Origin of the sequence: Mycobacterium sp. (genome assembly GCF_051006775.1) — a bacterium.
Classification (GTDB): Bacteria; Actinomycetota; Actinomycetes; order Mycobacteriales; family Mycobacteriaceae; genus Mycobacterium.
The window spans coordinates 1-8,655 of the sequence record NZ_JBPCSX010000238.1; the positions used below are offsets into that span (position 1 = coordinate 1).

The 8,655-nt window shown below is 64.9% G+C and carries 11 protein-coding genes and 1 pseudogene; 8 read left to right on the forward strand and 4 right to left on the reverse strand.

Going from position 1 to position 8,655, the window contains the following annotated elements:
• The 3 genes and pseudogenes from ACR2JI_RS16550 to ACR2JI_RS16560 form a co-directional block, all read left to right on the forward strand.
• Window positions 1-354 (forward strand): annotated as a pseudogene (locus ACR2JI_RS16550) (isocitrate lyase); the annotation flags it as partial.
• Window positions 355-445: 91 nt separating this feature from the next.
• Window positions 446-1,309 (forward strand): 3-hydroxyacyl-CoA dehydrogenase family protein, encoded by an 864-nt coding sequence (locus ACR2JI_RS16555; RefSeq protein ID WP_526391914.1) that lies wholly within the window; start codon window positions 446-448, stop codon window positions 1,307-1,309.
• Window positions 1,310-1,324: 15 nt separating this feature from the next.
• On the forward strand, window positions 1,325-2,200 hold the full coding sequence (locus ACR2JI_RS16560; RefSeq protein ID WP_526391916.1) for a cyclopropane mycolic acid synthase family methyltransferase: 876 nt from the start codon (window positions 1,325-1,327) through the stop codon (window positions 2,198-2,200).
• On the opposite strand, the gene ACR2JI_RS16565 is transcribed toward ACR2JI_RS16560, so the two are convergent.
• Both ACR2JI_RS16565 and ACR2JI_RS16570 read right to left on the reverse strand, forming a co-directional pair.
• Window positions 2,190-3,059: a polyphosphate kinase 2 family protein gene (locus ACR2JI_RS16565; RefSeq protein ID WP_526391918.1), complete on the reverse strand. Its 870-nt coding sequence runs from the start codon at window positions 3,057-3,059 to the stop codon at window positions 2,190-2,192. The genes ACR2JI_RS16560 and ACR2JI_RS16565 overlap by 11 nt on opposite strands.
• 9 nt (window positions 3,060-3,068) lie before the next feature.
• On the reverse strand, window positions 3,069-3,761 hold the full coding sequence (locus ACR2JI_RS16570; RefSeq protein ID WP_526391928.1) for a TetR/AcrR family transcriptional regulator: 693 nt from the start codon (window positions 3,759-3,761) through the stop codon (window positions 3,069-3,071).
• 69 nt (window positions 3,762-3,830) lie between these two features.
• Between ACR2JI_RS16570 and ACR2JI_RS16575 the strand changes: the two genes are divergently transcribed.
• From ACR2JI_RS16575 to ACR2JI_RS16595, 5 genes are all read left to right on the forward strand, one after another.
• On the forward strand, window positions 3,831-5,198 hold the full coding sequence (locus ACR2JI_RS16575) for a DUF445 domain-containing protein (RefSeq protein WP_526391920.1): 1,368 nt from the start codon (window positions 3,831-3,833) through the stop codon (window positions 5,196-5,198).
• 53 nt (window positions 5,199-5,251) lie between these two features.
• On the forward strand, window positions 5,252-5,644 hold the full coding sequence (locus ACR2JI_RS16580; protein ID WP_526391922.1) for a helix-turn-helix domain-containing protein: 393 nt from the start codon (window positions 5,252-5,254) through the stop codon (window positions 5,642-5,644).
• Between the two features lie 73 nt (window positions 5,645-5,717).
• Window positions 5,718-6,350 (forward strand): heparin-binding hemagglutinin, encoded by a 633-nt coding sequence (locus tag ACR2JI_RS16585; protein WP_526391924.1) that lies wholly within the window; start codon window positions 5,718-5,720, stop codon window positions 6,348-6,350.
• A gap of 45 nt (window positions 6,351-6,395) precedes the next feature.
• On the forward strand, window positions 6,396-6,674 hold the full coding sequence (locus ACR2JI_RS16590) for a DUF2516 family protein (RefSeq protein WP_526391930.1): 279 nt from the start codon (window positions 6,396-6,398) through the stop codon (window positions 6,672-6,674).
• Window positions 6,671-7,081 (forward strand): DUF2599 domain-containing protein, encoded by a 411-nt coding sequence (locus ACR2JI_RS16595; RefSeq protein WP_526391932.1) that lies wholly within the window; start codon window positions 6,671-6,673, stop codon window positions 7,079-7,081. Before ACR2JI_RS16590 ends, ACR2JI_RS16595 begins: the two co-directional genes overlap by 4 nt.
• A 21-nt stretch (window positions 7,082-7,102) precedes the next feature.
• On the opposite strand, the gene ACR2JI_RS16600 is transcribed toward ACR2JI_RS16595, so the two are convergent.
• On the reverse strand, window positions 7,103-7,945 hold the full coding sequence (locus ACR2JI_RS16600) for an LmeA family phospholipid-binding protein (RefSeq protein ID WP_526391934.1): 843 nt from the start codon (window positions 7,943-7,945) through the stop codon (window positions 7,103-7,105).
• Between the two features lie 2 nt (window positions 7,946-7,947).
• Window positions 7,948-8,655 (reverse strand): nitrilase-related carbon-nitrogen hydrolase (locus ACR2JI_RS16605; protein ID WP_526391926.1); only part of this gene is annotated, 708 nt, incomplete at its 5' end.

Genomic DNA, 8,655 nt, shown 5'->3' on the forward strand with positions numbered 1-8,655 from the left:
TACAACTGCTCGCCGTCGTTCAACTGGAAGCAGCACCTCGACGATGCGACCATCGCGAAGTTCCAGAAGGAACTCGGTGCGATGGGCTTCAAGTTCCAGTTCATCACGCTGGCCGGCTTCCACGCGCTGAACTACTCGATGTTCGATCTCGCTTACGGTTACGCCCGCGAGCAGATGAAGGCCTACGTCGAGCTGCAGGAGCGCGAGTTCGCCGCTGAGGCGCGCGGCTACACCGCCACCAAGCATCAGCGCGAGGTGGGCGCCGGTTACTTCGACAAGATCGCGACCACCGTGGATCCGACTTCGTCGACCACCGCACTCGCGGGCTCGACCGAAGAGGGCCAGTTCCACTAGCCGCTACCCCGCCGAGCAGACGCAAACTCGCACATTTGCAGGGCAATTCGTGCGAGTTTGCGTCTACTCGCGCAATTGAAGGAGAGCAACCATGAGCGCAGCAACGATCGAACGCGTTGGGGTTATCGGTGCAGGGCAGATGGGTGGCGGTATCGCCGAGGTCTGCGCCCGGGCGGGAGTCGACGTAGTGGTGTTCGAGACGACCGAGGCCCTGACCACCGCCGGTCGCAACCGGATCGTCAAGTCGCTGGAACGGGGAGTCAGCTCAGGCAAGATCACCGAGCGCGAGCGTGACCGGGCGATCGAGAAGCTGCGGTTCACCACGAAGCTGACCGATCTCGCCGACCGCCAGTTGGTGATCGAGGCGGTGATCGAGGACGAGAACGTCAAGGCCGCCATCTTCAGTCAGCTCGACGAGATCATCACCGACCCGGGCGCGGTGCTCGCCTCCAACACCTCCAGCATCCCGATCATGAAGATCGCCGCCGCCACCAAGAACCCCGAGCGTGTGCTCGGCCTGCACTTCTTCAATCCAGTGCCGGTGCTGCCCTTGGTCGAGTTGGTCAACACCCTGGTCACAAGCGAGGCCGCACTGGCCCGCACCGAGCAGTTCGCCGGCGCCGTCCTCGGCAAGCAGGTGGTCCGCTGCTCGGATCGCTCCGGCTTCGTCGTCAACTATCTGCTGGTGCCCTACCTCCTGTCAGCGATCCGGATGGTAGAGGCGGGCTTCGCCTCCATCGAGGACGTCGACACCGCAGTGGTGGCCGGGCTGTCCCATCCGATGGGGCCGCTTAGGCTGTCCGACCTGGTCGGTCTTGACACCCTCAAGCTCATCGCCGACAAGCTGTTCGACGAGTTCAAGGAGCCGCTCTACGCGCCGCCGTCGCTGCTGCTGCGGATGGTCGAGGCCGGGCGGCTCGGAAAGAAGTCCGGTCAGGGCTTCTACTCGTACTGACGCTAGACTCAGGGCGTGAGTGACGTCGATTCGGACCTGACTCCTTATTACGAGGAGTCGCAGTCCATCTACGACGTCTCGAACGAGTTCTTCGCGCTGTGGTTGGGCCCCACCATGGGGTACACCTGCGGGTACTACGAGCGTGACGATATGAACCTCGAGGAGTCCCAGAACGCCAAGTTCGATCTTGCATTGGGCAAGCTCGAACTCCAGCCCGGTATGACGCTGCTCGACGTCGGCTGCGGCTGGGGCGGAGCGCTGGAGCGCGCCGTGCAGAAGTACGACGTCAACGTCATCGGCATCACGTTGAGCAAGGCCCAATCGGAGTTCGCCCGCCAACGGCTGGCCAAGCTGGACACCGGTCGCTCCATCGAGGTTCGGCTGCAGGGCTGGGAGGAGTTCGACGAGCCCGTCGATCGGATCGTCAGTATCGGCGCTTTCGAGGCCTTCAAGGTCGAGCGCTACCCGCTGTTCTTCCAGCGGGCTTACGAGATCCTGCCCGCCGACGGACGCATGCTTCTGCACACCATCTTGGCCCACACCCAGAAATTCTTCCGCGACAACGGGATCAAGCTGACGCTCAGTGACCTGAAGTTCATGAAGTTCATCGGCGACGAGATCTTCCCAGGCGGCCGGCTGCCGGCGGTGGAGGATATCGAGCAATTGGCCGTTGGATCCGGCTTCACCCTTGAGCGAGTGCATCTGCTTCAGCCGCATTACGCGCGCACCTTGGACATGTGGGCGCAGAATCTGGCGGCCAAACGTGACGAGGCTGTCGCCATCACCGACCAGGAGACCTACGACCGCTATATGAAGTACCTGACCGGATGTGCAGACTTCTTCCGCCGCGGCATCACCAACATCGGCCAGTTCACCCTGGTCAAAGGTTAGCGAGCTTCGCCTTCTCCGTCTCGACGTCGAAATCCGGTGCAGGCCATGACAACTCCATGTCCTTGAGCGCTTCGATCAGCAGTTCGGTGACGGCCAGCCTGGCGTACCACTTCTTGTCGCACGGCAGCACGTACCACGGCGCATAATCGGTGGAGGTCCGGTCCAGCACGGCCTGGTAGGCCTCCTGGTACGCCGGCCACAGCTTGCGCTCGTCGAGATCGCCCGGGTTGTACTTCCAATACTTCTCGGGACTTTCCAGCCGTTCGGTCAGGCGCTTCTTCTGCTCATCGAGCGAGACGAACATGGCGACCTTGACCACCGTCATCCCCGAGTCGACGAGTTCTTTTTCGAATGCGTTGATCTCGTCGTAGCGCTGTTCCCACTCCGCAGGCGGCACCAGATTGTGTACCCGCACCACAAGGACATCCTCATAGTGGGATCTGTCGAATACCCCGATATGCCCCGCTGCGGGCAGCGCCTTGTTGATCCGCCACAGATAGTGGTGCGCCCGCTCTTCCTCGGTTGGCTTACCGAATCCGGTGTAGCGGATGCCCATCGGGCTGCCCGCGCCGATCACATGCTCGACGATGCCGCCCTTGCCCGCGGTATCCATACCCTGCAAGACCAGCAGCAGCGATCGGTGATCGCCTTCCTTACCGTTGGCGTAGAGCATCTCCTGCAGGCCGGCGAATCGCTGGCTGCGCTCGGCCAGGACGGCGGCGTCCTCCCGCGAGCCGGCGAAGCCGGGGCTGGCGTCGGTGTCGAGGTCGGCGATCTTGGTGCCGGGTTTGAATCGCAGGATTGAACGCGGTGCGTGGGTCCACTGCTGGGGCAGATCGGAGCCCGACTTCTTGGCCATCGCCGAAGACTAGCGGGGCAGCGACGGCGACGGGTGCGGAGCGGAGTTGAACCTCTGCAGCGATCCGCCCGCCTCGACGATCCCGCAGAGCGCGCTCCAGCACAGCATGGTCAGGTAGTCGATCAACTCCTCGGCGGTCATCCGGGGGTTCGACATCCAGGAGTGGGTGGCCAACTGCACGCCGCCGACGATCAGGTAGGCCCACGGTTCCACCCCGTGGGTGTCCATGCCGGCCGGCTTCATCCGCCGCCGCAGCAGTACCGCGAGCATCCGGGCGATTATCTGCTCAGAGTGGGCGATCACCTTGCTCTTACCGGCCGAGTTGTTCGCCATCACGAAACGGTACGGCTCGGGCTCGGCCGCCACGGTCTCGACGTAGACCCTGATGACCTCCCGGGTCAGGTCGAAGCCCTCGAGGTTGGTGGACAGGGCGCTGGCCATATTCGGGATCAGGGTGGTCTGGGTGAAGCGCATCATCACGGCGGTAGTGAGGTCGTTCTTGTCGACGAAATAGCGGTACAGCACCGTCTTGGACACGCCGATCTCGGCCGCGATCTCGTCCATGCTGACATCGCTGCCCAGCCGTCGGATGGCGTCGAGTGCGCCGTCGACCAGCTCGGTACGGCGTTCGACCTTGTGCTGATGCCAGCGCCGCTTCCGGCCGTCGGTTTTGGCCGCCGGTTTCTCCGGGCTGGCGCTGATCTGCTGAGTCACGATGAATCGGAGTCTACCGGGGAGCCGCGAGAAAGTTGTGACGGGCGGTCACACTAAATGCAAAATGTTCCCCGGGGGAAAATAGCGGATGATGGTGGCGTGGCAGCTAAACATCGCCTTCCAGAGTTGCCGGCATCCGCCGTCGCCTCGCTGGCCGAGTCATTCGCGGGTGCGGACCCCGAGGCTGACGCCGAGCGCCTGCGCAGTCTGCGTCGGATGAAGGCGGTGGCGCTGGGCTTCCTGATCGGCGCGACGGTGATATTCCTGGCCTGCCGGTGGGGGCAGGCCCAGAACGGACCGGCCTGGCTCGGATATGTGGGTGCGGCGGCCGAGGCCGGCATGGTGGGCGCTCTGGCCGACTGGTTCGCCGTCACCGCGCTGTTTCGCCACCCCCTCGGTTTGAAGATCCCGCACACCGCGATCATCAAGCGGAAGAAGGACCAACTCGGCGAGGGGCTCGGCCAGTTCGTCCGGGAGAACTTCCTCTCGCCCGAGGTGGTGGAGACCAAACTGCGCGACGCCGAGATCGCCGGCCGGATGGGTAAGTGGCTTGCCGAGCCGCAGAACGCGGCCCGGGTGGCCGCTGAGACCGCGACGGTGCTGCGCGTCGGCGTGGAACTGCTCAATGACGAGGATATCCAGCACGCCATCGACAAGACCATCGTCCGCCGGCTGGCCGAGCCGCAGTGGGGACCACCGGTCGGACGCGTGCTGGCGCAGATGCTCGCAGAGAATCGGCAGGAGGCACTACTGCAGTTGCTCTGCGACCGTGCCTTCGAGTGGGCGCTCAACGCCGGCCCGACAATCGATCGAGTGGTCATTCGGGACTCGCCCACCTGGTCGCCGAAATTCGTCGATCAGTTGGTCGGCGAGCGGATCCACCGTGAATTGATGGACTTCACCGACAAGGTGCGGCGCGACCCGAATCATGAACTGCGCCAATCAGCTACACGCTTTCTCTTCGAGTTCGCCAACGACCTGCAGAACGACGCTGCCACCATCGGCAAGGCTGAAGCTGTCAAAGAACAATTGATGGAGCGCGATGAGGTGACCCGGGCGGCCGAGACCGCATGGAAGACCCTCAAACGACTGGTGCTCGAGGGCGTCGACGACCCGTCCAGCGCGCTGCGCGGGCGGATCGCGGATTCGGTGATGCAGATCGGGGAGTCGCTGCGCGATGACGCCGACCTGCGCGACAAAGTCGACGGCTGGATCATGCGCGGCGCACAACATCTGGTCACCCAATACGGTGGCGAGGCCACCACGCTGATCACCGACACCATCGAACGCTGGGACGCCGAGGAGGCCAGTCGGCGGATTGAACTGCACGTCGGACGGGACCTCCAATTCATCCGGATCAACGGCACGGTGGTGGGTGCACTGGCCGGCCTTGTGATCTATGTCATTGCCCAATTGTTGTTCTGACCTGCGCTAGCTAGTGCTTGCAATTGTTAGCACTCGGGGGTATCGTGGTTCGTATGCCACAGGAATCCGATCTCGCCGCGGTCGTTAGCAACGCCGCGCAAGACATCGGCAGCTTCATCCGCACCCAGCGGGAAGCGGCGGAGGTTTCCGTGCGGCAGCTCGCCGAGCGGGCAGGGGTAAGCAATCCCTACCTGAGTCAGATCGAGCGCGGGCTGCGCAAGCCGTCCGCCGAGGTGCTCAGCCAGATCGCCAAAGCGCTGCGGCTATCAGCCGAGGTGCTCTACGTGCGGGCCGGCATTCTCGAGCCCGGTGAGCCCAGCAAGGTCCAGGACGCAATCATCGGAGACACCGCGATCACCGAGCGTCAGAAGCGGGTTCTGCTGGACATCTACACCTCGTTCCTTCAGCAGAACGAGAGTGGACATCAGGAGCTGCCGACAGCCTAGTCACAGATCCAACCCGAGCTGAAAACCGTTTGACCCCAATCTCTTCCAGAGAGCAACGAAAGGAGCCACTCAAATGGCTAAGAAGACCAAGAATGACAACACTGTCGAGGATCTCAAGGCCCCGCTGCTCGCCGCAGTCGGTGCCGCTGACCTGGCCCTGGCCACCGTCAACGAGATCCTGAACAGCCTCCGCGAGCGTGCTGAGCTGGCCGGCGACAAGATGGATGACCGTCGCGCCGCGCTGACCCGCCTGCAGGAAGAGCTGCCCAAGCGCACTGAGGAGCTTCGCGGCAAGCTGACCACCGAGGAGCTGCGCAAGGCTGCCGAGGAATTCTTCGACGATGCCACCGACACCTACAACACTCTGGTTCAGCGCGGCGAGGCCGCTCTGGAACGGCTCAAGGGCCAGGCGGAGTTCAAGGACGCTGCCGGCCGCGTCGAGGGTTACGTCGACCAGGCCGTCGAGCTGACTCAGGAGGCCCTGGGCAACGTCTCGGCGCAGACCCGCGCCGTCGGCGAGCGCGCCGCCAAGCTGGTCGGCGTCGAGCTGCCGGCCAAGAAGGCTCCGGCCAAGAAGGCTCCGGCCAAGAAGGCTCCGGCCAAGAAGGCTGCCGCCAAGAAGGCGCCGGCCAAGGCTGCTGCCAAGAAGGCTCCGGCCAAGAAGGTCGTCAAGAAGTCCCCGGCCAAGAAGGTCACCCAGAAGTAGGACAGTTCGACCACAGGACGGCACCCGCCTACCCTTGAAGCTGTGATGCTTCAGGGTGTGGCGGGTGTCGTTCTTGATGTGGTCTTCTGGGCGGTGCTGGGGGCCAATATCTTCGCGTTCGTTCATGCGGCGCGTCAGCGGCCGGACGCCTATACCGCCACCGACAAACTGACCAAGCCGGCCTGGTTGGGCATTCTCGGTGTGGCCGCACTGCTGTCCTGGGTGCTGGGTGTCACCGGAATGGCCATCTCCGCGGTCGCGGCCGGGGTGTATCTGGTGGACGTCCGGCCCAGGCTCCTGGAAGTGCAGGGGAAATCCCGCTGAAACTCCTGCTCGCCACCGCTGCGGCCGGCGTTGCGCTCGCCGTCCCGACGGTGCCGGCCGCCTCCGCCGATACCGCAGCGTCAATGCCGTATGTCGACCACGTCCGCTGGGTCAGTTATTCGGGTCTGCCCACCCTGCGGATTTACCCGACCGCAGAAGGCCGCTCGGTCGCGGGCGAGTTCGGCAAGACGGCCGCCCAGACCGCTGCGGCGTGGCGCGAGGTGCTCGCGCTGGCGCCCGACGCCGAGACTCCGGGGATGCGCGCGCAGTTCGTCTGTCATTGGAATTTCGCCGAGCTCGCCCAACCGGGCAAGACCAGTTGGGACCTCGAACCGTGGCGGCCCGCCGTCGACGACAACACCATGATTTTGACCGGGTGCAACCCCGGCGGCGCGGAACTGGCTTAAGCGAGCCGACGATGGCGCGGCCTAGACCCCGGCGAAGCAGGGGTCCAGGCGGCCGTTGGGGATGGTGGCGTCGCGGGCCACGTACCTCAACTGCACCCCGCTGTCGGTGACCTCGACGCTTTCGGCGTGGATACCCATCGGCAAATTGGAGGTCAGGGTGCTGGTGAATGCGTCCAGTGCCGGTTGCACCGACTCCCGCGGCAGGGTGAAGCCCAAGCCGGTCACCCTGACCACCGTCAGCGCCAGGTTGTTGTCGAGGACCTGTGGCAGCACGGTCACGCTGCCCAGCGCACCCTGCAGTTCCATGGTGCCGGCGGCTGGGTCGGTGCTGACCGCGCTGACGAGGCCCCCCAGGAACGGGATGATCCCTTGAACGGTGTCCCGGATGCCGTCGGCCGACCATGACACGTCGGCATCGAGGGTGCCCATGGTTCCGGCGGAGTCCGCCGTCGGGTTCATCCGCACATCGTCGAGCCGTAGCCGCAGCTTCATCCCCTTGGCCTCGCGGATCTGATTTCCTGCTGTCTCCACCACCAGATCGCGGTAGCTGTGTGTGAGGTGCTGGATCAGGAACGGCCGCGGTCCGAAGGACACACTGGCGCTGTCCCGCACGACGCAACTCACCGCAGCGGCGATGATCGAGTCCGCTTTGTGCCGGGCGTAGATTTCGGCGCCCAACACCCCTGCGACTGCGACAGCAAGCACAATCACGACGATCAGGATCGCCGAGAGTGGATCGCGCCGTTGCGATTCCGGCGCTGGTGCAGGCGGCGGTGGGAACTGGGGCGGGAATTGCTGGGTGGGTGGCGGGAATTGCTGGGCCGGTTGCTCCGGGTTCGGACTCTCGGGTGGGCCCGGCGGCATGGTCACCGGCGCGATTCTGCCCTACCAGTCTGTGCGAACTCTGAGCGGTTGCGCAGTACGGCAAGGGTCTCGCGGACTGCGTCGAGCGCGGTGATGTCCACATCGCAGATCAGCAGCTGTGGGTCGGGCCCGGCTTCGGCGAGCACTTCTCCGACTGGCGAGCACACCAGGCTGCCGCCCACCCCGGTCGGCGCCTTGGTCGATGTGGCCAGTTCGGATCCGGGGTCGCCCTGCCCGGCGGCGGCGATGAAGCAGGAGGTGTCCAGTGCTCTGGCGCGCGCCAGGAGCGTCCACTGATCGAGTTTGCCCGGACCGGCGCCCCACGAGGCGCTCACCGTGATCAGCTCGGCACCGCGGTCGGCCAATTCGGTGTAGAGGGCCGGGAAGCGGATGTCGTAGCACAGTGTCACCCCGACCCGGACTCCGTCGACGGTGACGACGACCGGTTCGCGCCCCGGGGCGACGCTGTCGGACTCGGTGAACCCGAAGGCGTCGTACAGGTGGATCTTGTCGTAACGCGCCTCCACACCGGGACCGGTGGCCAGCACCGTGTTGGTGACCCGGCCGTCCGACGACGGGGTGAACATGCCGGCGAACACCGTCACTCCGGCAGCGCCGGCGATACCGCGCACCGCGTCGGCCCACCGCCCGTCGATAGGTTCGGCGACCGAGGCCAGCGGAACCCCGAACCGGCACATGGTGCCCTCCGG